This is a genomic window from Sphingobium sp., from assembly GCA_023266575.1.
Lineage (GTDB): Bacteria > Pseudomonadota > Alphaproteobacteria > Sphingomonadales > Sphingomonadaceae > Sphingobium.
The window spans coordinates 57,427-80,490 of record JAHFPV010000004.1 but is presented as its reverse complement, the minus strand read 5'-3'; the positions used below and the strand labels follow the sequence as shown (position 1 = coordinate 80,490).

Annotated in this window: 18 protein-coding genes; 1 reads left to right on the top strand and 17 read right to left on the bottom strand. The window is 64.9% G+C overall.

What is annotated here, in order from left to right; translation table 11 throughout:
- Nucleotides 1–28 precede the first annotated feature (28 nt).
- Together Q0D44_RS06380 and Q0D44_RS06375 are read right to left on the bottom strand one after the other, a co-directional pair.
- Complete coding sequence (locus Q0D44_RS06380) at nt 29–1,492, bottom strand: NAD-dependent succinate-semialdehyde dehydrogenase (RefSeq protein ID WP_294134173.1); 1,464 nt, start codon at nt 1,490–1,492, stop codon at nt 29–31.
- Nucleotides 1,489–2,346, bottom strand: a complete 858-nt coding sequence (locus tag Q0D44_RS06375) for a GNAT family N-acetyltransferase (protein ID WP_294134170.1) — start codon at nt 2,344–2,346, stop codon at nt 1,489–1,491. The genes Q0D44_RS06380 and Q0D44_RS06375 overlap by 4 nt, the downstream gene beginning before the upstream one ends.
- Before the next feature lie 206 nt (nt 2,347–2,552).
- Between Q0D44_RS06375 and Q0D44_RS06370 the strand changes: the two genes are divergently transcribed.
- Nucleotides 2,553–4,025 carry an aldehyde dehydrogenase family protein gene (locus Q0D44_RS06370; RefSeq protein WP_294134167.1) on the top strand — a complete coding sequence of 491 codons (1,473 nt, stop codon included), beginning with the start codon at nt 2,553–2,555 and terminating at the stop codon, nt 4,023–4,025.
- Here Q0D44_RS06370 and Q0D44_RS06365 read toward each other — a convergent pair whose 3' ends face one another.
- From Q0D44_RS06365 to Q0D44_RS06295, 15 genes are all read right to left on the bottom strand, one after another.
- Entirely contained in the window at nt 4,026–6,677 is a 2,652-nt protein-coding gene (locus Q0D44_RS06365; RefSeq protein WP_294134164.1) for a carboxypeptidase-like regulatory domain-containing protein, read from the bottom strand.
- A gap of 24 nt (nt 6,678–6,701) precedes the next feature.
- Complete coding sequence (locus tag Q0D44_RS06360; RefSeq protein ID WP_294134161.1) at nt 6,702–7,520, bottom strand: hypothetical protein; 819 nt, start codon at nt 7,518–7,520, stop codon at nt 6,702–6,704.
- 98 nt (nt 7,521–7,618) lie between these two features.
- The gene (locus Q0D44_RS06355) at nt 7,619–8,086 is read right to left on the bottom strand and encodes a DUF4402 domain-containing protein (RefSeq protein WP_294134158.1); all 468 of its coding nucleotides are present in this window, start codon (nt 8,084–8,086) and stop codon (nt 7,619–7,621) included.
- A 72-nt stretch (nt 8,087–8,158) separates the two neighbouring features.
- The gene (locus Q0D44_RS06350) at nt 8,159–8,665 is read right to left on the bottom strand and encodes a DUF4402 domain-containing protein (RefSeq protein WP_119746594.1); all 507 of its coding nucleotides are present in this window, start codon (nt 8,663–8,665) and stop codon (nt 8,159–8,161) included.
- 135 nt (nt 8,666–8,800) lie between these two features.
- Nucleotides 8,801–9,229 carry a DUF4402 domain-containing protein gene (locus Q0D44_RS06345; RefSeq protein ID WP_294134152.1) on the bottom strand — a complete coding sequence of 143 codons (429 nt, stop codon included), beginning with the start codon at nt 9,227–9,229 and terminating at the stop codon, nt 8,801–8,803.
- 139 nt (nt 9,230–9,368) lie between these two features.
- On the bottom strand, nt 9,369–10,019 hold the full coding sequence (locus tag Q0D44_RS06340) for a response regulator (protein WP_294134150.1): 651 nt from the start codon (nt 10,017–10,019) through the stop codon (nt 9,369–9,371).
- Between the two features lie 140 nt (nt 10,020–10,159).
- Nucleotides 10,160–13,732: a CHASE domain-containing protein gene (locus Q0D44_RS06335; protein WP_294134148.1), complete on the bottom strand. Its 3,573-nt coding sequence runs from the start codon at nt 13,730–13,732 to the stop codon at nt 10,160–10,162.
- An 87-nt stretch (nt 13,733–13,819) separates the two neighbouring features.
- On the bottom strand, nt 13,820–14,956 hold the full coding sequence (locus Q0D44_RS06330; protein ID WP_294134145.1) for an FAD-binding oxidoreductase: 1,137 nt from the start codon (nt 14,954–14,956) through the stop codon (nt 13,820–13,822).
- Entirely contained in the window at nt 14,953–16,338 is a 1,386-nt protein-coding gene (locus tag Q0D44_RS06325) for an NAD(P)/FAD-dependent oxidoreductase (protein WP_294134142.1), read from the bottom strand. Before Q0D44_RS06325 ends, Q0D44_RS06330 begins: the two co-directional genes overlap by 4 nt.
- The gene (locus Q0D44_RS06320; RefSeq protein WP_294134141.1) at nt 16,320–16,625 is read right to left on the bottom strand and encodes a (2Fe-2S)-binding protein; all 306 of its coding nucleotides are present in this window, start codon (nt 16,623–16,625) and stop codon (nt 16,320–16,322) included. Before Q0D44_RS06320 ends, Q0D44_RS06325 begins: the two co-directional genes overlap by 19 nt.
- Nucleotides 16,622–18,430 carry an ABC transporter ATP-binding protein gene (locus Q0D44_RS06315; protein WP_294134140.1) on the bottom strand — a complete coding sequence of 603 codons (1,809 nt, stop codon included), beginning with the start codon at nt 18,428–18,430 and terminating at the stop codon, nt 16,622–16,624. The genes Q0D44_RS06320 and Q0D44_RS06315 overlap by 4 nt, the downstream gene beginning before the upstream one ends.
- Nucleotides 18,427–19,260: an ABC transporter permease gene (locus tag Q0D44_RS06310; protein WP_294134138.1), complete on the bottom strand. Its 834-nt coding sequence runs from the start codon at nt 19,258–19,260 to the stop codon at nt 18,427–18,429. The genes Q0D44_RS06315 and Q0D44_RS06310 overlap by 4 nt, the downstream gene beginning before the upstream one ends.
- Complete coding sequence (locus Q0D44_RS06305; RefSeq protein ID WP_294134137.1) at nt 19,257–20,237, bottom strand: ABC transporter permease; 981 nt, start codon at nt 20,235–20,237, stop codon at nt 19,257–19,259. Before Q0D44_RS06305 ends, Q0D44_RS06310 begins: the two co-directional genes overlap by 4 nt.
- Nucleotides 20,237–21,778 carry an ABC transporter substrate-binding protein gene (locus Q0D44_RS06300; protein ID WP_294134135.1) on the bottom strand — a complete coding sequence of 514 codons (1,542 nt, stop codon included), beginning with the start codon at nt 21,776–21,778 and terminating at the stop codon, nt 20,237–20,239. The genes Q0D44_RS06305 and Q0D44_RS06300 overlap by 1 nt, the downstream gene beginning before the upstream one ends.
- Nucleotides 21,778–23,061, bottom strand: a complete 1,284-nt coding sequence (locus Q0D44_RS06295; protein WP_294134132.1) for an FAD-binding oxidoreductase — start codon at nt 23,059–23,061, stop codon at nt 21,778–21,780. Before Q0D44_RS06295 ends, Q0D44_RS06300 begins: the two co-directional genes overlap by 1 nt.
- Nucleotides 23,062–23,064 lie beyond the last annotated feature (3 nt).

Sequence of the window (23,064 nt, the reverse complement as noted above, 5' to 3'; positions counted from 1 at the left end):
CGACAGGCTCAGGGCGAACGGATGTGGCCTAAAGTTTCAGCCCGGCGATATGGAATGCCTTGGTTTCCAGATATTCCTCGATCCCCGCATGGGCGCCCTCACGGCCCAGGCCGGACATCTTGACCCCGCCAAACGGCGCGACCTCCATCGCGATCGACCCGCTGTTGAGCGCCACCATGCCCGCCTCCAGCCGTTCTGCCACGCGGAAAGCGCGGTGCAGATTCTCGGTGTAGAAATAGCTGGCCAGGCCATAGCTGGTCGCATTGGCCAGCTCGATCGCTTCATCCTCATGGGCAAAGCGGAACAAAGGCGCGACCGGGCCGAACGTTTCCTCCTCCGCCAGCCGCATGTCGCGCGTCGCACCGGTCAGCACCACCGGGCGGGCAAAGCGTTCACCCGTTGCGCCCTCCGGTGCCTGCGCAAACAAAGCCGCGCCGTGCGACAAGGCGTCGTCAATATGCGCCTTCACCTTGTCGGCGGCGGCGGCGTTGATCAGCGGACCGATCGTGCTGCCGGGGATATCGCCGGGCGCCACGGTCAGCGCCGACACGGCTTTCGCCAGTTTCTCGGCAAACTGGTCATAGACGCTGTCCTGCACCAATATGCGGTTGGCGCAGACGCAGGTTTGCCCGGCATTGCGGAATTTGCTGACCATCGTGCTGGCGACGGCCAGGTCGATGTCGGCGTCATCGAACACGATCAGCGGCGCATTGCCGCCCAGTTCGAAGCTGACCCGCTTGATCGTGTCGGCGCATTGCCGCATCAGCAGCGCGCCGACGCGGGTCGATCCGGTGAAGGATAATTTGCGCACCACGGGACTCGCGGTCAGCGTCCCGCCGATCGCGGTGGGAAGGCCAGTCACGACGTTGAAAACCCCTGCCGGAAAACCCGCTTCCTCCGCCAGCTTCGCCATCGCCAGCGCGCTATAGGGGGTGAGTTCAGACGGCTTCACCACCACCGGGCAACCAGCCGCCAGCGCAGGCGCGCATTTGCGCGTGATCATCGCGGCAGGGAAATTCCACGGCGTGATCGCGGCGGACACGCCGACCGGTTCCTTCATCACCAATATCCGGCGATTGGCTTCGGGCGCGGGGATGATGCCACCCTCGATCCGCCGGGCTTCCTCGGCAAACCATTTGATGAAGCTTGCGGCGTAGCGAATTTCGCCCTCGGCCTCAGCGATCGGCTTGCCCTGTTCGGCGGTCATGATCCGGCCAAGGTCGGCGACATTGGCCAACACCAGCGCGTGCCACCGCTCCAGCACGGCGGCGCGATCGCCCGCCGTCCGCGCCTTCCACGCCGGGAAGGCGGCCTCGGCCGCATCGATGGCCGCCTGCGTATCAGCCGCGCTGCAATCGGGCACGGTGCCGATGATTGCGCCGGTCGCGGGATTATCCACCGGCACGGTCGCGCCGGACGCCGCGCCGACCCACGCGCCGCCAATAAAGGCGCGCTCGACGAAAAGGGCGGTGTTGGAAAGGGAAAGGGTCATCCGAGCGCCTGTGTCGTGAGGGAAAAGACTTTGATCGAAGGGTCGGTCTGCGGCATCGGGCCGCGCACCATGCGCATCACCCGGCCGACGCAGGGCAGGCCCAGTTCATCGAGCCAGCTGCACAGTGCGCTTTCCTCCGGCACGTCGAGCCGACAGAAAATGCCGCTGTTGGAACCCAGCCAATGCGAAATCAGCGCCTTCGCGCCACCAGTGTCCGGCGCTACGGTCGGCCCGACGACATAGCCGCGCCCGAAGCGGCGAAACAAGGCAAAGCCCACCGGCTCGTTGGCGCGCGTCAGCACCACGCCCTGCGCGCCCGGCACCAGCGCATCGAGCAGCGCATCGCGGTTCATGCCGCTGGCCCGCCGCGCCAGCGCATGAAGCGTCGGCATATCCTTGGCCCCCAGCGGTCGTACCCGTTCGTCGGGGATCAGTTCGGCGACCGGCACCGCAAAGGCCGCGCCCTGATGCTGGAACACCGGGCCGATGCTCTCAAACCCCAGTTTGCGATAGAGCGGCGCGCCCTCATCGGTGGCGTTGAGCAGGATCGTGCGATCGCCAAGGTCGGCCATCACCGCCTCCATCAGCCGACGGCCCAGCCCCATGCCCTGGGCGGCGGGCGAGACGATCACCATGCCAAGCGTCGCGGCGTTGGTCCCGTAAAGCCACGCCATGGCCGTGCCGATGACTTCCCCGTCGCGTTCCGCCACATAGCCAAAGCCAAGGCTGAGCAGCATGTCCCAATCCTCGATCCGGTGCGGCCATTTCTGCTCGCTGGAAAGCGCGTGCGCGGCGGTCAGATCGTCCACGGTCATCGCCCGCAGGTCCACCATCGCCTCTATGCCTGTCGCCATGCGTCTTGCTCCCCGGCGGAAAAGGGTTGTCCGCCTGCCCTGATTAGGAATCACTTGGGGCAAGCTTAATCGGCGTGTCCAAGCATTGGCTGCTGCCTTCGCCCTGATTTTGGAAGATTATCGCGCAGATTTTCCCGCGCAACTGCAACACATGCCGCGCGCGATCCATATTCTGTCATCCTGCCTGCATGAAGGAGAGCCGCGCCATGGACATTTTCAACCCCGATCTGATCGCCTTGCCGCAGGGCAGCAATTTCATCGGCGGGCGGCGCGTTGTCGGGCGCGGGCAGGCGATCCCGGTGCGGCGTCCCTCTGACGGGCGGGTCTATGCCGATCTCGACAGCGTGGATGACGCGCAATTGGCGCAAGCGGGCGAGGACGCCCAGCGCGCCTACAAGAGCAGCGGCTGGGCGCAGACCGATCCGCGCGGTCGGATGCGGGTGCTGCGCCGCTGGGCCGACCTCATTGAGGCGGACATGGAGGTGCTGGCGCCCTTGGAGGCGCTCGGTTCCACTCGGATGATCCACGAAATCCGCGCCTGGGACGTCAGCTACACGGCCGAAACCGTCCGCTTCTTTGCCGAATGGGCGGACAAGATTGGCGGCGAAGTCGCGGCGACCACGCCGGACAAGCTGGGCCTTACCATCCACGAACCCTATGGCGTGGTCGCGGCGATCGCGCCGTGGAACCTGCCGCTGGTGATGGCCGCATGGAAGATCGCGCCCGCGATCGCGGCGGGTAACAGCATCGTGTTGAAGCCCTCCGAAATGACGCCCTTCAGCATCGTGCGCCTGGCTGAACTGGCGATCGAGGCCGGGCTGCCCGCTGGCATCTTCAACATCGTGCAGGGCGACGGGCGCCAGGTCGGCGATCCGCTGGTGCGGCGGCCTGAAGTCGCCAAGGTCACCTTCACCGGATCGACCGCCACGGGCGCGGCGATCATGACCGCCTGCGCCCAGACCGGGCCAAAGCCGGTGACGCTGGAACTGGGCGGCAAAAGCCCGCAGATCATCTTTGCCGACGCAGGGCTGGACAAGGCATCGGCCATCGTCGCGCGCGCGATCACGCTCAACGCTGGCCAGGTTTGTGTCGCCGGATCGCGCCTGCTGGTGCAGGACAAGGTGGCCGATCAGGTGATCGACCGCATCATGCGCGCCTTCGCCGCGCACAAGGCGGGACCGACCTGGGCCAGCGACAGCACGCTTGGCCCGATCATTTCGGAAGGCCAGCTCAACCGGATCGACGGCATCGTCCAGCGTGCCGTGGCTGATGGCGCGCAAGTGCTGACCGGCGGCACCCGCGCTACCGCGCCGCAGGATGGCAGCTATTTCCAGCCGACTTTGCTGCAAAATGCTGCGCAGCATAGCGAAGCGGTGCAGGGCGAGATTTTCGGACCCGTGCTGACGGTCCAGACCTTCGCGGACGAAGGCGAAGCCTATGCGCTGGCCAATGACAGCGCCTATGGGCTGGCCGCTGGCGTCCATACTGGCGACCTTAACCGCGCGCTGCGCGCCACCCGCGCGCTGGAGGCCGGCACCGTCTGGGTCAACCGCTATGGCCGCAGCAACGATTTCATCCTCCCCACCGGCGGTTTCAAACAATCGGGCATCGGCAAGGATCTGGGCCGCGAAGCCTATGTCGCCAACCTCAAGACCAAGGTGGCGCTGATCGAATTTTGATCAGCGCGCGGCCAATTGCGCCGCCGCGCGCACGTCGATCACGCCCAGCCGCACCATGCTGCGTGCCTGACCCAGCTCGACGATCTGCTCGACCTGGGGGTGACGGCCCTGCGCCACCTTCAACCGGTAGCGGCCATAGCGGACCCGTTCGAAACTGAACATGCCGTCAAACTCCGTGCGGGCGCGATAGGCGCTCGTCCCGTCCATCGTCAGCAATTCCATCGTCTCTCCTGCCAGCGCCCGTCCGTCCATCGCCAGCATTCCCTCGACCGAGGCGGAGGGCGACACGCCCAACTCGACGACCTCGCGCAACCCCGCACGCGGGGTGACCAGGATGCCAGGATTGCTTGGTATATCGAACGGATCGGACAGCGATGCTTCGTCCAGCGCGATCTTGACCGGGGTCGCGGGGCTCAGCCCGTCCAGCTCCACGTCCCGTTCCGCCTCATCGCGCAGCCGTGCGGGCAGCGGCATGTCATTCACCAGCACGCCGACCGAATCGGCAAAGTGTGGCTCACCCGCATCGCGCCGGCCATTGCCGTCCAGATCGTGAAAGGCCCGCACCAGCAGCCCGCCGCCGCGCGCCTGCGATGCTGAACGCACTCGCCCGAACCGCCCGTCACCACCCGGACCGACGCTGAACGTCAGCCCCAGCCCGATCGCCACTGCCCGGCGGCTGTCGCCCGACAGGTTCAGCGTCAGCGCCGCCGGGCCGAAATCGCGCGCATAGGCGGCATCGATCGCAAATTTTCGCTCGGTCGCTGCATAATTGGCGGAAATCTGCACCATGTCCGAAGCGCCCAGCGCCCGGTTGGCGGTCAGTTGCACCCCCAACAGCGCCGGATCGGGCGTCAGCCGCCAATGGACCTCACCACGCAATCTGATCTTGCCCGCCCGCCCGCTCACCAGCAGCCCCGCCGTCGCATTGTCGCGCGTGATTCCGTCGCTTGACCGGAAGCGGCTCCATCCGCCGACCAGGCCTGCCGCGACGCTGCGTGTCGCCACGGACAGGCGCCCGTTTGCCTCAACGCCCTGTCCGCTCCGCTGCCGGGTCGATCGCAGGTCGAAATGCAGCGGCAATATCAGCCCCCCAGCATGAACCGGCCTGTCCAGTGCAATCCCGACCGAGGACCGCAGCGCCGGGTCCATCCGCTCGGATCGCAGCCCGCGATTATGCACCGCTTCCACCGCGATGCTGGTCTTGAACAGATCACCGACGACAGACGCCCGCATCGCCGATCCGCCGCCCCTGCGCCCGGCCCAGGACAATTCCCCCAGCATCCCGGCTAGCCCGCCGCGCATATTGAGATGGGCAAAATCGGCGCTGCCGGCGGACGAAGGCGCACGCACGACCGCTGCGCCGATCGACGTCCCCCGGCCCAGTCCATGGTCCACCCCCACACTGCCGCGCCATCCCGACGACGGGGTCTGGCGGCTGGTGCCAAATCGCAGCAGGTCATGATTACCCTGCACGATAGTGGTGGACCACCAGGTTTCGCCCGGCCCCGGCGATTGCGCCGCAATATTATAGACCAGTCGTTCGCGCCGAACCTGTCCCTGCGGGCCATAGCGCACGACTTCCAGCACATTGACGCCATGGCGCAGGGCGACATCGCGAAAGGCATAGCGCCCCGCCGCATCGCCGGGGACCACGCGCAACAACTCCCCGTTGCGATAGAGTTCCGCGTCCCACCCCAGCGGCAAAAGACCAGTCAGCGCTACCTTGTCAAATTCGCCAATGGCATCGAGCGGCCGGTTTGTCAGGGACATGCCGCGCCCGCTGGCGGACCCGGCGACCAGCGGCACGGCAAAGCTGTCCACATCTCCGACCGCCGCCTGCGTCGCTGCCACCGGACCCAGCAATTCCCCGTCAGGATCGGCCCGATAGAGCCGCAACCGCACGCTGTCTGGCATCCCGCGCGCATCGGATGCGAGCCGCGCTTCAGCCGACGCATAGGCCAGTTCGCCCGCGGCCAGCATTTCATAGCGCGTCGTCCGCAGCTGCGCGCCCTTTGCGTCGCGCTGCCATCCGGCGGACAGAGACGCATCCAGCGCGGGCATACGCCATAGCCGATAGGGAAAGGCGCGCCGTTCCAGCCCCGCCGTCTGCGGCTGCGCCTTGGTCGCCAGTCGTTCTGCCGCCGCTGTCCGGCGCAACGCCGCTTCGATGGGCAGGGGCGCAGGGGATGTTATCGTCAGGATCGCGTTGGTCGTGTCGGCGTCGAACGTGACGCCCAGCCACCGGCCCAGCGCATCGGTGCCAACGCACCATCCCGACCGGCTGTCATGGATGTCGCCCGCGGCCAGCCGCATATATTCCGTCCCGAACCGCGCCTCGCCGGTATCGCGGTCGATGGCGATGTGCCGCGCCTCATCAAATGCCCAGCCCTCCGCCCGGCGCTTGTCCTCGCTCGGCACCAGCGCAATTTTCAGCGCGTCTATCACATCGCCCAGATCCAGGCAGATGGCATCCTCGACCGCAAAGCCGCGTATGCCATTGCCGACGGACAGCGATCCGACCCGCGCGTCTAACAGCAGCGCGTCGTCGGGAGACAGCGGCGCGGCCGCCGCCATCGCTGGACCCGCGCGCAACAGCAGCAGGACCAGCAGACATGACAGCAGGACACGCCACAGCCGGGGCTGCGCGTTCATGGGGTCTGGACCCTTGGCTTGGTGTCAGGGCCGCGCCACGGCGGTTTCGCTCACTGCGCCGCCCGCCGCCGGATCGGTCTCCACGAACCGCACCTTGAGCGGCCCGGTCGCCCGCGCCAGCGCCGCCTTGTCGATGGGCAGCATGATGTGCCGCTGCGCCACTTCGGGATAGGCGGCGATCCCCTTGATCGTGGCGATCGCGGTCTTGCCGTCGGCCTGCATCAATTCCAGCGTGCCATAGACGGATCGGTCACCCGCACGCATCAGGTCCACGTCCAGCTGCGCCTGCCCGTCCTGCACGCTCAACCGCGCGTTGTTCAGGCTGGCGCTGCCTTTCGGTTCGCCCACGCGCACGATGACGGGAATGGTCACGCCATAAATGGGTGTCAGGCTGATCGACATGCCATCGCCCGCGGGGACTGGCGCGGCGGCATCGGCCACGTCGGGGACCGCACGGAACAGCAGATGCGCGCGATATTCGCCGCCCGGCATGGTCGGTGGCACCCGCACGCCGATCCGCACCGTCTGCGATTGCTGCGGCGCGAGCGTGATCTTGCGCGGGGCGTAGGTGATCAGGTCCAGCGCGGCGGCGTCCCGCTGCGACGCCGTTGCTTCATCGACCGATTCGATCGTGCCCTGCTCTGTCATTTTCCGCAGCACCAGCGATATTCGGTAGGTCGTCGCCTTGTCGCCGCTATTGTTGACCACCACTTCGCCGCCGCTATTGGCGCTCATGATCAGGCGGGTCGGCGCAACCAGCAGGTCGCCTGCGGCGGCTTGTGCCACGGTTGGCGCAAGGGCATGGATGGCGGCCATCGCCACCATCATCATTGTGCGTTTCATAATATCTACCCCATGTCAGCGGCGTCGTGTCCAGCGGGCCGCAAAGGGCAGGGATGACGAAAATTGGTTAGCAACTCGCTAACCATGCCGGGTGTGGGTCAGAAATATTCGACGATCACCTCATAGCTGCCCGTATATGCGCCTTCGGGCTGTGCCGCTGACAGGGTCAGCTTGCCGCCGACGCTAAACTGATTCTTGCGCTTGCCAGGGTCCAAAACCATCGTCGATTGCGACGCTTTGGGAAGGGCCAACAGGCTATTGCCGCGTCCATTGGTCAGGCGGGCAGGGGCCAGCACTATGCCGACCATATAGTCTTTCGGCCCGGTGACATAGAATAGCCCGGCCCGCTCGCCGCCCAGGCATTGCAGCCCGGCGGTGCAGCGCGCGACGCCCGATGGCGTCAGTTCGATCGTGCCGCCGGTCGTGCTGGCTGCCACCATCCCGAAGCTGATGTCGGTGGCCGCCTCGACAATCGGCGCAGATTTGCGCGTGTCGGCATGGGCAAAATTTCCGGGCAGGGGGGACAGGCTCAGGGCAATCGCCGCCATAGCGGACATTGCACGCATCACCCTGTCCTCCCTCTGGCATCGGCACGGCATGGGTGCGGCACCTGGGTGCCGCCCCTGCCGACCATGATCTTACTGATAGGAAACCGAGACCGCATATTGGCCCGAATAGGTGCCAGCCGCCTGATTGGCGCCGACATTCAGCGTGCCAGCCACCTTGAAGCTGCCATCACCCGTGCCAGACAGGGTCATCGCCGACGTCGTCGTCGCCAGCGCTACCGCCATGCTGTTCGATCCGCCATCAGTCAGGGTGATCGACGGATTGTCGATCGCGACGGTCACGGTTTCATTCGCCGTGCCGACGACGGCAAAGGCGCCCGCGGTGGTCGTGCCGAAGCAGGACAGGCCGCTGCCGCAGACACGGCTATTGTCTTCGGCGATGGCGACAGTCGCAGCAGCGGCCGACGGCACGATCTTGCCAAAGTCCAGGTCCGACGATTTCGTGACGGTGATGGCGCGCAGGATCTTAACCGTCGCATCGCCTGTGGCGGATGCGGCATGAGCCGGTTCGATCGAGAGCGCAACGCCTGCAAACAGCATGGCAGTCAGGCCAAGGGCCTGAACGGATTTGTTGGTCATGTCATATACCCCTTGAGTTGCGTCGGCATTCCAGCTCCGACAAGGGCATTGATAGGAAATGTCCGTCTATCTAAGGCTAATGGGCATGGTAAAGCCGCCATTAACCATATGAAGGGTCGCGGATTTTAGTATAAGTTACTGATATTCGAAGCTAATATTATATTGCCCGGCATAGCTGCCCGGCGGCGTTCCTGCCGTCACGATCATCTGCCCGCCTACGGCATAGGGGGACCCGGTCGGACTCGCCATCGCCACCGGCCCGGACGGCAACAATGTCACCATCAGGCGCGCTGCATCCGGCCCCGTCATCGCGACCACCGGGTCGATCGACACCGCCAGTGGCACGTCCGCGCCGGTCAGCCGGAACAATGCAGGCTGTCGCTCACCCAGGCACAGCATGGCGCCGCTACATTCGGTCCCGCCATCAGGCCGCACCGTCACGATTCCGTCCTGCGCCGCAGGAAGAATGCGCCCGAAATCGAGCGATTCTTCCTGGGTCGCCGATAACGATCGCAAGATCGTCACCGCCGCACCGCCGGAGGCGGCATTCGCTGTATGACCCATGGCAAGGCTGGAACAAGCCATGGCTCCGGCGAACAGGGTGACCCGCATCAAGGGGTATGAAATGATGCTGCCATCCCGCATATCGCCGTTGTGCCTGCGAATTGGTATAAATACGTAAGCATAAATGCTTACCGCAACGTTAAGCCTGTTGCAGCGCCGGTGACGCGCCATTGTCCGGGTTCAGCGTCGCAAAGCCAGACGCATAGGCCAGCCGCATGACGTCGGTAAAATTGTCCGCGCCCAGCTTCAGCATCATCTTTGCGCGATGGGCTTCTGCGGTCCGCACGCTGATCGCCATCTGCTCGGCCGCGTCCTTGTTGGTCATGCCGCTGACCAGCAGCCGCAGCAGCTCGCTTTCCCGATCGGTCAGGCTGGCGATGCGCTGCTGCGCGTCGGCGCTGGCGCTCTGGTCATCCAGCACCGTTTTCAGCTGGTCCAGCCCGGCCTTGACCGCCGCATAAAGGGTGTGGGGCTGGCACGGCTTTTCCAGATAGTCGATCGCGCCCATTTTCATCGCCTGCACCGCCTGGCGGATTTCGCCCCGGCCCGACATCATGATGGTGGGAAAATGGCTGCGCTTCGTTTCCAGTTTTGCGATCGTCTCAAAACCGTCAAGGCCGGGCATATAGACATCCATCAGCAACAGCCCGCCAGCGACCGGCATGGCGTCCAGGAAATCATTGCCTGATGCAAATATCTCGACATCGACCCCCGGCACGATTTCGAGCATGTCGCGCAATGCGACGCACGTTAGTTCGTCGTCATCGACGACATAAACCTTATGTATCACGCCGACCCCAGCCCTGTTAAACATTTGTTATATACGTGCGCTAACCCAACCGCATCCCGCCATCAAGCGCTCTAAGGGGCAAATCCGGCAGAACATTGTTTCAGGCGGGGACTAAATCTGGCCTACAACCTATGTTAGCGTTACATCACCCGGTTCGCCTGCGCTGTGATCGTGGCGAATCGATCGGCGGCCTCGCGAATCTGTTGCGGCCATTGCGCGTCGGACCAGCTATCCAGTGCCTCGTAAAGCTCTCGCATAGCGCTGGCGGTCGTCACATTCTCGAACAGGCCAGCGGTCCCGGCCAGCTGGTGCATCGCGGTGCGCAGCTGCGCCTTGGCCTCGCTGGTCAGGCCATCGGGCGCGGCGGCGCTGGCAAATTGCTTGGCGATATTGTCTAGCCGTTCGCGATACATGTGGGCCAGCCGTGGTGACGGGGCTAGTGATGGTGTCGGTCCATCCACCACCCGATGGTCGTTATTTGCGCGCAACCATGGCTCCAGCACCGCCTGCAAATCCGCCATCCTGACTGGTTTGGCGACATGGCCCTGCATCCCGGCATCCAGACAGGCGGCGATGTCGTCTGCATAGGCGTTCGCGCTGATCGCGATGATCGGCAGCTGATCGGCGCTGTAGCCCCGCCTTCGCAACTTGCGCGCTGCGCTCAGCCCGTCCATGCGCGGCATACGCAGGTCCATCAGTACCAGCGCATAGGGCAATCCCCGCGCATGGGCATCGCTCACCATGGCGATCGCCTCGACACCATTGGCTGCGATCGCGACGTCATGGCCCAGCCGCTCCAGCATCTCGGACACCAGCAACTGGTTGATGTCATGATCCTCGACCAGCAGGATGCGGCGCGCCATGGCGGCTCTGACCGGTGGGGGCAGGGCAGAGGGAACCGGTGTTGCCGCTTCACCCTGCGCTAGCACCAAGGGTATTTCAAGCGCGACAATCGTGCCTTCACCCAGATCGCTGCGCAGCAATATGTGCCCGCCCATGAGCCGCGCCAGCTGATCGCATATCGCCAGGCCAAGCCCCGATCCGCCATGGCGCTGCGCCGCCGCCCCATGCGCCTGCACAAACTCCTGAAAGATCGCGGTCTGCCGGTCACGGGCAATGCCGATGCCGGTATCCTCCACCTCTACGCGCAGCATAGCGCCGGGCAGCTTGATCGCCCGGATGGTGATATGCCCATCATGGGTGAACTTGATCGCATTGGCCAGCAGGTTGACGATGATCTGGCGCAGCCGCAGCCGGTCGCACAATATCATCTGGGGTAATGCTGGATCGACTATGATGGATACCGGCAGCCCCTTGCGCTCGGCCAGCGCACGAAGCGCGGCAACGCTCGCCTGCAATTTTTTCTGCAGGTTTACCGGTTCGGGTTCCAGCACCATCTGGCCCGCTTCGATCCGTGAAAAATCCAATATGTCGTTCAACAACTCCATCATCGACTGGCTGGATTCCAGGATCAGTTCCAGCTTGGCGCGCTGTGCGTGGCGCGGCTCGTCCTGCAACAGCAATTCGGTAAAGCCGATCACACCGTTCATCGGCGTGCGGATTTCATGGCTCATATTCGCCAGGAAAACGGCCTTGGCATTGGCGGCCTGTTCGGCGCGCACCAGCGCGGTTTCATTTTCCTGTTCCAACTCCTTACGCCGGCTGATGTCGGTGCCAACCCCGATCAGGCCAATCAGCTGGCCCTGCGCATCGACCTCCGGGCCGCAGATCAGGTCAACCCAGCAAATGCCGCCATCGCTGTGGCAAAAGCGCAATTCCACCCGCCATGTCAGCCCCTGCGACATAGCGGACCGCCATTGCGTGCGGATCTTCTCCCGGTCATGGGGATGGATCGCCGCCATCCACCCCACGCCCATCACTGCGTTGCGCGAGAGGCCGGTGGTTTTCAGCCAGGCGTCATTGGCGAAATTGCAGAAACCCAGATCGTCGGTGCGGAAAATCCCGGCGGGCGACAGGCTGGCGAGCGCGGAAAAATGCCGCTCGCTTTCCTCCAGCGCGCCGACCGCGCGCTGGAGGCCCGCCTCGCGTTCCATCAACTCGCTGGTCTTGATCGCCACCTGCCGCAGCGCATATGTCTCACGCCGGATGTAGGACAGCGCCAATATGCCGAATATCCAGCTAATCGCCAGTCCGCAGACCAGCACCAGCCAGCCTTCGCTGGTCGATACGCTCCCTTCAAACTGGGGCGTGCTGGTCCAGCGCACCGTCCATCTTTGTTCCATCAGCAACAGCGTGCGGGTTACGCTATATCGCGGCTCATGATCGTCTTTGGCGGCGCTGGCATAGATAGTGTCGTCATCGTCCGTCACCGGACCATCGAAAATATGGATGTCGAGCGACCGGCCCTGACTTTGCGTCAACCCTTCCATCAGGCGGCTGGCGATGAACGGCGCATAGACCCATGCGATCAGTCCCTTACGCCGCTGGTCAACGGTCGCATGGGGCAGACCAGGCCGATAAAGCGGTCGCAACAGCAGGAAGCCGGGGCGCTGCTGCGCATCCTGGACCAATATGATGCGCCGGGTGATCGTTGCCTTGCCGGTGTCCCGCGCATGCAGAGCGGCGGATCGCCGCCGGGCCTCGGCCAATATGTCCAGCCCCATGGCTGCGCGGTTGGCCGCGATCGGTTCGATCTGGGCGATCACGCCGCGCAGCACAGCCCTGCTGTCGGGATGGATGCGATAGCCGGGGAAGCGCCACGCCTGTCCCTGCTGAAACGCTTGCAGCGTCGCGGGCGTCACGGGGCGGATATAGCCAATGCCGTTCAGGCCGGGCAGGAATGCGCCCATGTCCAGCGCCGCGACATAGGCACGCCAATCCTCCGGGGTAATGTCGTCCGACGCAGCGAACAGCGCAGCTGCGCCGTCCAGACTGCGAGCATAGGCTTCCAGCCGGTATCGCAATGCCCGCTCATTCTCACGCGCCAGCACAGCGAAGCTGGCCTGGTTACGGTCATGGACAAATTCGGATGTGACCTTCCACGCGGTCAACGTGCCGCCGATCATGACCATCATGACCATCATGACCGCGCTCATCGTCGCGGTGTAATGGGCGATCGGCTCGTCGCGCCACAATATCCGCCATCCCTTCCAGGGGCTGAGCATGATGACGGGGGTGACGATCAGCACCCCCAGCAGGTCGCCCGCCCACCATGTCGCCCAGCTTTCACTGATGGCGGCGGCAGGGATGGTGTGGTTCAGGTAGAGCGTGGCGACGCCGACGGTTGGCGCGACTACACAGGCGAGGGGACAGATGAGCGCTGCCAGCAACGCAATATCGTAGGCCGATGTCAGCCGGATGGGCGTCCCGAACCGGACGCGCACGATGCTGCCCGCGATCAGCGCCTGCAATGTTGATCCGATTGCGATGCACAGCGCGTTGGACAGGATCAGCGGCAGGCCCGCTGTCTCCAGTCTCATCATGCCGATCGCGGCATTGACGACGAACGCACCGACCGCAACGCCCGGCCAAAGCGCCCGCCCGAAAATCAGGATCGCGGACACCGCAACGCCCGATGCTGGCCAGATCAAAGTTGCATAGCCGGGCGGGATCGCCATTTTCAGGCCCAGCCATCCGACCACACAATAGACCAGCGCCAGTCCGGCATTCAGCATCACCGCGCGCGGCGCGAAACGTCCCCCGCGTAGAGTGCTGTCACCCCCGGCCGCAGCCCGGCTGCCTTGTTGCTCCATCTTGCCCCCCGGCACAGGCGGGGCGGCGTGGTTCCGGCCCGTCTGGACTCCCGCTTATAGAGGATGGCGCGCAATCGGCAATCGTTGTCAGGTCGGCGTGGCGAAGCGTTCGATGCGATAGGGCGCGATCGGAATGTCGGTCGCGCCCTTGGCGATGACCTCCGCCATCGTTTCGCCCACGCCCGGCCCGATCTGAAATCCCGACCCGGAAAAGCCGAACGCATAATAAAGCCCGCTGGTCGTCGCGCTCGGCCCCATCACTGGCTGGCTGTCGGGCATATAGCCTTCGATCCCGGACCAGACGCGGATGATGTTGAGCTTCCCCAACGACGGGGCCAGCCGCCTTATATGCTTCAACTGGCTCAGCGTATTCTGCGGTTCGACATAGGCACGATACTGGTCGGGGAAGGATGGTCCCCGCGTGCTGCCGCCCAGCACGATATTGCCGCGCGCGACCTGCCGGAAATAGACCGTCTCCTCCTCGATCGGGGTCATCACCCCTATGGCGGGCAGGATGCCGTAGGGGACCGGCTCGGTCACGCTCATATTCGGGCCTTTGGGCGTGATCGGCACCGGCTCGCCAAATTGCGACGACAGCGCATTGCCCCACGCCCCTGCCGTCACCAGCAGGATGGGTGCGCGGAATGTCCGCCCATCGACCGCAGTAACGATGAAATCTTCGCCGACCTTCTGCGCGTCCACAATCTTCGTATTTTCATGGATCACCGCGCCCAGCCGCGCCGCTGCCCGCGCAAAGGCAGGCGCGGCCAGCCGTGGATTGGCATGACCGTCTGTCGCCGAATAGGAACCGGCCAGCACGTCCGGCCCGAAAAAGGGGAATTTGTCGCGCAGCGCATTGCCGCTCAGCAATTCCAGCTCCAACCCTTCCTCGCGCGCCTTGGCGGCATAGTCCTCCATCGACCCCACCAGTTCGGGCCGCTCGCGGTAACAGACCCGGATATGCCCGGACTGGAGATATTCGACATCCGCCCCCAGCAGTTCGCGCGATTGACGCCAGATGGCGATGGCGCGATTGGCCAAAGGCAACTGGTGGATGGGTCGCCCTTGCCGCCGGACATTGCCGAAATTGGTGCCGCTCGCCTGCCGCCCGATCAGGTCGGTTTCCAGCAGGGTGACCGACAGGCCATGGCCGCGCAGGAACAGGGCCGCCGATGATCCCATCAGCCCGCCGCCCACGATGATGACGTCGCTGGCAGCGCTCATTGTTCTTCCCCGATAGCGATGGTCAGCGGCTTGACCGGTGCCTGGCCGCGCAACCGCCCGACCTGCTCGACCGGCACGCCGGCTTCCGCCGCGATCAGCTCCGCCGCTGCCAGCCCGCAATAACGCCCCTGGCAGCGTCCCATGCCGACCCGGCTGAACGCCTTGGCCCGGTTCGCTTCCTTCGCGCCCGTCTCACGCATCACACCGCGCAGGTCGCCCGCCGTCACTCCCTCGCACCGGCACAATATGGCGTCGTCCGGCAATTGCGATGCTTGTTCTGAAGGCCACGGAAAAGCCTTCGCCAGTCCCCGCGCAAATTTCGCATAGGTGCCGACATCGCCGCGCAGCGACGCCATCTCGCCCTTGTCGACGGGCAGCCCCAGATCGCCCAGTGCTGCCAGCGCCGCCAGCCGCCCGCTGGCTTCCGCGGACCGCGCGCCCAATATCTTCGCGCCATCGCCCGCCAGATAGACGCCCGCCACGCTCGACCGCCCATCGCCGTCCCGCTTCGGCAGCCATTGCCGGGTGCCGGGATCGAAGGCGAAAGCACAGCGCGCCAGATCTGCCAGCTGGGTTTCGGGCCGCAAATGATGCCCCATCGCCACCGCGTCGCAGATAATTTCCTGCTCGGCACCCGCCCCCGTGCGAAAGCGGACGCCGCTCACGCCGCTGTCAGCATTACCTTTTATTTCCAATGGCTTGATGCCATTATGCACTGCCACCCCCGCGCGCTTCAATTTCATCGTCAGCGCCACGCCGTTCCACAATACGGACGGCACCGCCAGCAGATCGGGCAACGCCTTGATCCGCGCGCTATAGTGCGCGGTATCCAGCACTGCGACGACATTGGCCCCCGCCTCGACATATTGGCTGGCGACAAGATACAGCAGCGGTCCCGATCCCATGAACACGACCTTGTGTCCGATCGACACCGCTTGGCTCTTGAGCGCCACCTGCGCCCCGCCCAGGCTGTAGCTGCCCGCGAACTGCCAACCCTTGACCGGCATCAACCGGTCGGTCGCCCCGGTGCAGAGCAACAGCGCATCGAACGGCAGCGTGTCCGCATATGTCTGGCTCGCTGTCCAGATATGCCCGCCCGCGATGTTCCACACCAATGTTTCAGGCCGATAATCGACCGCGCCCTTCAGCCCGTCGAACGTCTCGTGCAGTGCCTGCGCCCGCCCGGCTTCGCTGCCGTAAAGCTTGGCATAGGGCCGGGTGAAATTGTCGGGCTGGCGGCGATAAATCTGCCCCCCATCGCGCCGCCCCTCGTCCAGCACGATCGGGCGCACCCCCGCCTGCACACAGGCCTCCGCCGCGCGTGTCCCCGCTGGTCCGGCCCCGACGATAACTACCCTGGGGATTATGCGTGGTTCGACCATGATGCCCCCGGCTGGCTCGTCAATATGCGCTGGCCCGATGCCGCCAGTGTCGAACAGGCGCGCAGGCGGTCGCCACTTTCGGTCCATACCCAGCAATCCTGGCACGCGCCCATCAGACAGAAACCCGCCCGCTTCTCCGGTCCGAACTCCGACTGGCGCAGCACGCCGCCCTGGCTCAGCAGCGCGACCATCAACGTGTCACCCTCCAACGCCTCGACGGGCGCACCATCGACATGCACGGTGATGGCGGGGCGATCGGTTTCGCCCAGACGAACGAAGCGGCTCATAAGGGACACAAGCTTTCATCTCCATGATGGCACAATATCTGGCTGCCCTTAGCCAGCGGGCGGCGGGGCGGGGGGGTGGTGTTGCACAGCCCATCCACCCGCGCGGCGCAACGCGGCTGGAAACGGCACAGGTCGGGATGATCGCCTGTCTCCCCGATCGGCGGTGGCGCGGCCCCGGCATGGCTTTCCTCCAGCCAGCCCGCGCGCATTTCCGGCACGGACCCGATCAGCAGGTCGGTGTAAGGATGGAAGGGCGCAACCCCGAAAGCGGCGCGCGGTCCCGTCTCCACCATCGTGCCGGAATAAAGGACGAGGATGTCGTCGCAAATCGCCCGCACCGTCGAAATGTCATGGCTGATGAACATGGTCGCGATACCCAATTCCCGGCGCAACTCCGCCATCAGCTCCAATATCGCCGCACCGACTACCGTATCGAGCGCCGACGTCACCTCGTCGCACAGGATCAGCTGCGGATCGGCCGCGAGCGCGCGCGCCAGATTGATCCGCTGCTTCTGTCCACCCGACAGGCCGCCGATCGGTCGGTCGATCAGCGTCGCTGGCAGGCGAATAAGGTCCAGCAACTCCAGCACCCGCATCCGCGCAGCATTGCCTTTCAGGCCATGGTAAAAGGCCAGCGGTCGCGCCAATATCCGCCCGACGCTATGCGCGGGATTAAGCGCCGTGTCGGCATTCTGGAATACCAGCTGCACCCGGCGAAACTGGTCGCGGCTGCGCCCCTGCAACCCCGGCGGCAGAGCCTCACCATCCAGCAGCACTTGCCCGCTGGCGGGCGGCAGCAACCCGGCGATGACCCGCGCGATGGTCGATTTGCCCGACCCGCTTTCGCCGATCACGCCTAAGGTCGCGCCGCGCTCGATCGTCAGGTTGATGTCGCGCAACACCGGAATGCGCGGTCGGCCGTCCTTGCCGATCTTGCCATAACCCGCCGTCAGCCCACGAATTTCCAGCAGCGGCGCAGCGGGCAGGGCGATTTTTTCGGGCGCTGGGCGGATCGCGGGCCGCGCCGCCGCCATCAGCGTTTTGGTATAGTCGTCGGCAGGCGCGTGGAGGATCTGCGCTGCCGCCCCGGCCTCGCGGATGCGTCCCTGGCTCAGCACCACAATCTGGTCCGCCATCTGGGCGACGACCGCCAGATCATGCGACACATAGATGGCCGTCGCGCCGCGTTCCAGCACCACCGCCTTGAATGCGCGCAGCACCTCGATCTGCGTGGTTACGTCCAGCGCCGTGGTCGGCTCATCCAATATCACCAGTTCGGGGTCAGTGATCAGCGCCATCGCCGCCATCAGCCGCTGCAACTGCCCGCCGGACAATTGATGCGGATAGCGCGCGCCGATCGTGTCGGGAAAGGGCAAAGCGAGCGCGCGGAACAGCTCGACCGCCTTGGTCTCCGCCTGCGCACGCGGCATCAGGTCATGGATCAGCGCGGGTTCGATCACCTGATCCATGATAGTGCGCGACGGGTTGAAGGCGGACGCCGCGCTCTGCGCGATATAGGCGATGCGATTGCCGCGCAGTTGCGCCAGCGCGCTGCGATCCAGCTTGGTCAGGTCACGCTCGCCCACGCGGATCGATCCGCCTGCAATCGTCGCGCCGGGCCGCGCATGGCCCAGCAGGGTGAGCGCGATCGTCGTCTTGCCCGATCCGCTCTCGCCGATCAGCGCCAGCACTTCGCCGCGTTGCAACGCAAAATCAATGCCGCTGACGATCGGGAATATCTCCCCCGCCGCATTGCGCGCGGTGACGGTCAGGCCTTTTACCTCGACGTGAGGAGCCTCACTCATCGGCCTTTCCCCTTGCCCGAAAAGCCGATTGCGTCGATCAACAGGTTCACTCCGACGGTCAGCGTCGCAATCGCCACGGCGGGTGCCAAAATCGCCAGCGCGCCTTCGCCCAGCCCCGAAATATTCTCGCGCACCAGCGACCCCAGATCGGCGTCCGGCGGTTGTACGCCAAGGCCGAGGAACGACAGCCCCGACAGCAGCAGCACGATGAACACGAAACGCAAGCCAAAATCGGCCAGCAGCGGGTGGATCATATTGGGCAAAATTTCGGCGATGGCGATATGGAAGCGCCCCTCGCCGCGCGCCCGCGCCACCTGCACATAATCCATCTGCGCCAGATTGACCGCCAATGCCCGCGCGATCCGGTAATTGCCCGGCACATAGGTGAAGGCCGCGATCAGCAGCAGCAACCCCAGCGACGATCCGAACGCCGCGACCAGCACCAGCGAGAATATCTTGGACGGGATCGAAATCAGCATGTCCATGAAGCGCGACAGTGGTTCATCGACTTTGGAGCCACCCACCGCCGCCGTCAGCGCCAGCGCCGTGCCGGTCGTGCTGGCCAGCAACGCCGCCGCTGCCGCCAGCCCCACCGTATAGCGCGCGCCTGACAGCAACCGGCTCAGCACATCGCGGCCCAGATAGTCGCTGCCCAGCCAGTGCTTGGCCGACTGGGCGTCGAACACGTCATAGGCGACGAAAGCGCCGACCGGATAGGGGGCCAGCATCGGCCCGAACAGAGCGACAGCCAGCCAGAAGATGACCAGCGCCAGTCCCACCTTGCCCGACAGCGGCAGGGCTTTAGCCCGTTGAAAAGCATTACCCATCATTGCGCCCGCAGCCTGGGGTTGGCCAGGATCGCGGTGACATCGGCGATCAGCATCAGGATGAGATAGGCGGCGCAGAAAATCATCGCGCACGCCTGCAACAGCGGCATGTCGCGGCTGGTCACGGCATTGACCATCAGGCTGGCAAGCCCCGGATAGTTGAAGATGGTTTCCACGATCACCGCCCCGCCCAGCAGGTAGGATAGGCTGAGCGCCATCGCATTGACGATCGGCGCAATCGCATTGGGCATGATGTGCCGCAGCACGATCCTGACCGGCGCAACGCCTTTCAGCACTGCCATTTCGACATAGGGCCGGTCCATCTGGTCGATCACCGCCGCCCGCGTCATTCGCGCCATTTGCGCGATGACGATGACGCTCAGCGTCAGGATCGGCATGGCGACCCCGCGCAGATAATCACCCCATCCCATATCGCTCGATGCCATTGCGATGGAGGGCAACCAGCGCAGCTTCACCGAAAAGATCAACACCGCGATCGTCGCCACCAGAAATTCCGGCACCGCCACCATCGACAGCGTGACGATATTGAGCGCCCGGTCGATCCGCCCGCCCCGGTTCATCGCAGAGCCAATGCCGATCGCAAGCGCGACCGGCAACGCGACCAGTGCGCTCAGTGCGGCCAGCAACAGGCTGTTGGGCAGCCGCTCGGCAATCACCTCGGACACCGGCATATTGGCGACCAGAGACTGGCCCGGATCGCCGCTGACCATGCCCGCCAGCCAGCTGACATAACGGACATGGGCCGGGCGATCGAGGCCCATTTCATGGCGCAATGCCGCGACCTGTTCGGGCGTGGCGCTCTGCCCCAGTGCTTCCTGCGCCGCGTCGCCGGGCAGCAGTTGCGCGATTACGAAGATCGTCATCGACACCAGCAGCAGCGTCAGCAGCGACGATGCAAAGCGCTTGCCGATCAATGTCAGCGCGGCGCTCATACCGCTTCGGGTGGATGCGCCCGCCATCAGCCTTCCCACCACACATGTTCGGCAAATTGATAGCCCATCAACCCACCCAGCGACACAGGATATAGCCCCTTCAACCGCCGGTCATAGCCGTCGATCAGGCTGATGAATACTGGGATGCCGACGCCGCAATGGCTGCGCACCAGCCCCTGCATTTCGCCATAAAGCTGCTTGCGCCTCGCCTGATCCGCCTCGCCCCGCGCCTCCAGCAACAGCCGGTCGAAGCGCGGATTTTTCCACCCGCTCTCGTTCCAGGCGGCGTCGGACTTGTAGAACAGGCTGAACAGCAGGTCGGCGGTCGGGCGCGGGTTGGTGTTGCCGAAGCCCAGCGGATGTTTCATCCAGTGGGTCGACCAATATCCATCGCCCGGCACCCGATTGACCGCCAGCTTCAAGCCGACGCGCGACCCATATTCCTGCAAGATCGACGCCATGTCGACCGATCCGTCAGCGGCGGGCGACGCATAGACCGGCAGCCGCACGCCGGTCAGGCCCGCCCGCTGCAAATGCCATTTCGCCTTGTCCAGATCCAGGCTCGTCTGGGGTAAGTCGGCGCGATAATAGGGGTGGAATGGCGGGATCGGATGATCATTGCCGATCGTCGCATAGCCGCGATAGAGCGCCCGCTTGATCAGTGGTCGGTCGAGCAGATATTTCATCGCCGCGACAAAATGCGGGTTGCCTGTCGGCAGCTGGTCCTGCCGCATGATGAGGTTGGTGTAGAGGCCCGATTGGGTTTCCAGCAGGCCATGGCCACGCGACGCCATGATCCGCTTGGTCGATCGCGGATTGACCGCAATCACCAGATGCACGTCGCCCGACAGCAGCGCATTGACCCGGCTGACCTCGTCGGGAATGCCGATCAGCTCGATCTCATCCAGATAGGGTTTGCCCGGCTTCCAGAAATTGGGGTTGCGCCGCGCCAGCGTCCGCACGCCGGGCCGGAACTGCGCGCACAGATAGGGACCGGTGCCGTTGGCCGTTCGAAAATCGCGCGTTCCCGCACGCAGGATCAGGAAATGGGATTGCGCCAATATGGTCGGCAGATCGGCATTGGGTCCGGTCAGGCGGATGGTCAGATCATGCCGCCCCTTTGCCTTCACCTGCGCAAATTGCTCGGCAATCTGCGCCATCTTGGACCCGGTGGCCGCATCCTTGTGCCGCAGCAGCGACCAGACCACATCGGCGGCGGTCAGCTCCGCGCCGTTATGGAAGGTTACGCCCCTGCGCAACCGTATATGCCAGTTGATCTGGTCCGCGCTCTCCATCCGCTCCGCCAGCGCAGGACGGGGGACGAGATTGCGGTCGAGCTGGGTCAGCCCGCTGTAAAACATATAATGGCGCACATAGTCGGTCGACAGCGCACCCTTGGCCGGATCGAGCGTATCGGCGGTCGAGCTGGACAGGCTCGCCACGCGGATGCGCCCACCGACGCGGGGCTTGCTCGCCGCCAGCGCGCCATCGGGCAATAACAGCCCCGCGCCCAGCCCTAGCCCGGCACCGATCATCTCGCGGCGCGAAAAAGGCGGCTGACCGTCCATCAATGGATCACATCCTGCCATTTATACCATAGCCCCACCAGCGGCAGGAACCATGGCTTGCCGAAATGCCCCGGCACGCTCGGCCAGTCGAGATGTCCCCAAGGATTGGCGTCCGGCTCGCCGCTCATCACGCGGGCCATCTGTTGCCCCATATGGGTCGCCATCTGCACGCCATGGCCGCTATAGCCCATGGAATAATACAGCCCGTCCGTCTCGCCTGCACGCGGCAGGCGGTCGGCGGTCAGGTCCACCATCCCGCCCCATACATGGTCGATGCCCACGCCCTTCAGCGCCGGGAAAATTGCGCCCAGCGTGTCTTCAAGGATGCGCCCGCTCTTCATGTCGGATCGGGGATCGCTGATCGCAAAGCGCGCCCGCCCGCCGAAGATCAGGCGATTGTCGGGGGCCAGGCGGAAATAATTGCCGATATTCTTGCTGGTCACATAATTGCGCCGCCCCGGCAGCAACCGATCGATCAGCCCGTCGTCCAGCGGCTCCGTGGCGACCACGAAACTGCCGACCGACACGATCCTGCGACGAAAGAAACCGAACGGTGCAGCCGCAGGCGCCCCGCCGGTCGCGACCAGCACCTGTTTCGCGCTGACGATCCCGCGCGATGACGTCACCCGCCATCCGTCAGCCGTCCGGTCAAGCCCGGTAACCTCGGCACCCTCGTAAATCCGCGCCCCGGCCCGCGCCGCCGCCTCGGCCAGCCCCACCCCGAACCGGGCAGGATGGATCTGCGCGCTCGTCGTCTGGATCAGCGCGCCATGGAAAGCGTCGGAACCCACTTCCTCACGGATGCGCTCCGGCGGCACCAGTCGGACATTCTCGTCCACCTCGGCAGCCAGCAGGTCATGCGCGCGCGCCAGCTTGTCATAATGGGCGGGCTTGGCCGCCAGCTTCACCCGACCGCAGCGGGTGAAGTTGCAGTCAATGCCTTCCTCGCGCGCCAGCCGCTCGACCGTATCGACCGCGTCGCAATGCGCCCGATACCAGGCTTTGGCGACCGGCTTGCCGAACTTCGCCGATAATGCACCATAGTCATGCGCGGTGCCATTATTGCACTGGCCGCCATTGCGCCCTGACGCCTCGCCCACGACCTGCCCCGCCTCCAGCAGCACGACGCTCGCGCCGCGTTTCGCCAGCGCCAGTGCCGCCGACAGGCCCGTAAAGCCGCCGCCGATGATGGCGACATCGGCCGACCCGTCGACCCCGCCCTCCGCCCCGCCCATGAAGGGCGGCGCGCTGGCGAGCCAGTAGGAGAGGGGGGAGGCGCTCATCGA

Bases quoted from the DNA above. Each gene is read 5' to 3' on its own strand.
- Q0D44_RS06310 (WP_294134138.1), bottom strand. From the start codon at position 19,260: ATGATGGGTAATGCTTTTCAACGGGCTAAAGCCCTGCCGCTGTCGGGC.
- Q0D44_RS06370 (WP_294134167.1), top strand. From the start codon at position 2,553: ATGGACATTTTCAACCCCGATCTGATCGCCTTGCCGCAGGGCAGCAAT.
- Q0D44_RS06305 (WP_294134137.1), bottom strand. From the start codon at position 20,237: ATGGCGGGCGCATCCACCCGAAGCGGTATGAGCGCCGCGCTGACATTG.
- Q0D44_RS06335 (WP_294134148.1), bottom strand. From the start codon at position 13,732: ATGGAGCAACAAGGCAGCCGGGCTGCGGCCGGGGGTGACAGCACTCTA.
- Q0D44_RS06325 (WP_294134142.1), bottom strand. From the start codon at position 16,338: ATGGTCGAACCACGCATAATCCCCAGGGTAGTTATCGTCGGGGCCGGA.
- Q0D44_RS06320 (WP_294134141.1), bottom strand. From the start codon at position 16,625: ATGAGCCGCTTCGTTCGTCTGGGCGAAACCGATCGCCCCGCCATCACC.
- Q0D44_RS06360 (WP_294134161.1), bottom strand. From the start codon at position 7,520: ATGAAACGCACAATGATGATGGTGGCGATGGCCGCCATCCATGCCCTT.
- Q0D44_RS06345 (WP_294134152.1), bottom strand. From the start codon at position 9,229: ATGGGTCATACAGCGAATGCCGCCTCCGGCGGTGCGGCGGTGACGATC.
- Q0D44_RS06350 (WP_119746594.1), bottom strand. From the start codon at position 8,665: ATGACCAACAAATCCGTTCAGGCCCTTGGCCTGACTGCCATGCTGTTT.
- Q0D44_RS06365 (WP_294134164.1), bottom strand. From the start codon at position 6,677: ATGAACGCGCAGCCCCGGCTGTGGCGTGTCCTGCTGTCATGTCTGCTG.
- Q0D44_RS06330 (WP_294134145.1), bottom strand. From the start codon at position 14,956: ATGAGCGCTGCCAGCGACGTCATCATCGTGGGCGGCGGGCTGATGGGA.
- Q0D44_RS06375 (WP_294134170.1), bottom strand. From the start codon at position 2,346: ATGGCGACAGGCATAGAGGCGATGGTGGACCTGCGGGCGATGACCGTG.
- Q0D44_RS06295 (WP_294134132.1), bottom strand. From the start codon at position 23,061: ATGAGCGCCTCCCCCCTCTCCTACTGGCTCGCCAGCGCGCCGCCCTTC.
- Q0D44_RS06355 (WP_294134158.1), bottom strand. From the start codon at position 8,086: ATGCGTGCAATGTCCGCTATGGCGGCGATTGCCCTGAGCCTGTCCCCC.
- Q0D44_RS06315 (WP_294134140.1), bottom strand. From the start codon at position 18,430: ATGAGTGAGGCTCCTCACGTCGAGGTAAAAGGCCTGACCGTCACCGCG.
- Q0D44_RS06300 (WP_294134135.1), bottom strand. From the start codon at position 21,778: ATGGACGGTCAGCCGCCTTTTTCGCGCCGCGAGATGATCGGTGCCGGG.
- Q0D44_RS06380 (WP_294134173.1), bottom strand. From the start codon at position 1,492: ATGACCCTTTCCCTTTCCAACACCGCCCTTTTCGTCGAGCGCGCCTTT.